Here is a 1561-nt window from a genome sequence, read left to right on the forward strand (position 1 = left end):
TGCTCATAGGACGGGTTCAGCGATACCACCCCATAATTAGCCTCATAATCCCGGCGTGTCATGTTATAGTTGCGGTGCTGCATCCCGAAAAGGGTAGTAGTGGCTTTCTTCCATTATTTCCGGGGTTTGCGTTCCCGGTTTTGCCCCATAGCTCAGCCGCACATTGCCCAAATGGTCTTTGTACTGGTACACGTAGTTGAAATACCTTAAACTAATGTTTCGCTTATCATATGTAACGCTTACATATCCTTCTGCAGTAGGGAAGTGCTGTAGCTTGCCTTTTGCATAATGGAACCCTCCAAGATAATCTGTAGCGGTTGTTTCTGTAACAATTGCCGACCCGTCAAATACCTGCTGTCGCACCACTTTTTGTACTTTTTTACCTGCTGCCTCGTAAAGATAGCGAATTTTTGTATTAACAAGATTGCCAAACACAATCTCAACAGGCAGGTTCTGGTGGTTATAGGTAATGGATGTTATGCCTTTGTTCCTGTCGGCGGTCATGTTCCCGTAACCATCGTAGGTGTAGTCATCGGTATCATTATCGGGGCTGTCTTTAAAGCCGGCCGGCTGGTTGGTATGGTCAGCCACTTTCAGCAGGCGGTTCTTCTCCACAGGGTCATAAAAATACTCCAGCTCATCCATAGCCAGGGCATACACTTCATCATCATATTCCCCGCTGCGTTCCATGCGGGTAATATTACCGTTCTTATCATATTGTGCCGATTCGTCATAACTGCTGGTCAGGCTTATAGCGCTGCCGGGTTTTTGGTAATAAGCATTAAGCAGTCTGTTGAGCTGGTCATACCTGTAGCCATAGCGGCGTAACACATTGTCGGTGGCGCTACGCCAGCTTGTCTCAGCTATGTTGCCGTTAAACAGCGGCATTACCTGGTCATTTACATTATTACCGGGCACATCGTTATAGTTTATGCTGAAAGCAAAAAGGTCATTCTCACCGGTATTAAGCCCCCCGATATCATTTATACCCTTTAGCCACCCGCGGATGTTGTAGGTAAAATCAATTTTTTGCAGTGCAGTAGCCCCTGTAATGTCGGTGCCACCTGTTTTTTTACTTTTCAGCTGCCCCAGCAGGTCATAGCTGTTAAGGCTTAAAAGCTGCACAGGGTCAGTATCCACCTGGTGGGTATGCTTCAGCAGCCTGTCCTGCGGCGTGTAGCTGAATTCATCCNTGCAGTAGCCCCTGTAATGTCGGTGCCACCTGTTTTTTTACTTTTCAGCTGCCCCAGCAGGTCATAGCTGTTAAGGCTTAAAAGCTGCACAGGGTCAGTATCCACCTGGTGGGTATGCTTCAGCAGCCTGTCCTGCGGCGTGTAGCTGAATTCATCCTTAACTACCATCTCTGTACTGCCGACAGCATATTTATGCCTTGTAATGGTATACTGGGGTGTGCCGTCAAAATCAAGTTTGGTATCTGTCTGGTTATAGCCCCCCAGGTAATTGGCCGCATGGGTACGCAGCGGCCTGCCTTTTTCATCATACAGGGTGTAGGTGGTTTCGCCGGTAGTACCTGTGGGGCTGTCCGTAATATGGGCGAGTA

At 48.0% G+C, this 1561-nt stretch carries 1 protein-coding gene; it reads right to left on the reverse strand.

The window, feature by feature from the left end:
- Positions 1-63: 63 nt before the first annotated feature.
- Positions 64-1140, reverse strand: a complete 1077-nt coding sequence (locus CHU92_RS00280) for a hypothetical protein (RefSeq protein WP_094411449.1) — start codon at positions 1138-1140, stop codon at positions 64-66.
- Between the last annotated feature and the right edge of the window lie 421 nt (positions 1141-1561).

The sequence above is a fragment of the Flavobacterium cyanobacteriorum genome, from assembly GCF_002251835.1.
GTDB classification, from domain to species: domain Bacteria; phylum Bacteroidota; class Bacteroidia; order Flavobacteriales; family Flavobacteriaceae; genus Flavobacterium; species Flavobacterium cyanobacteriorum.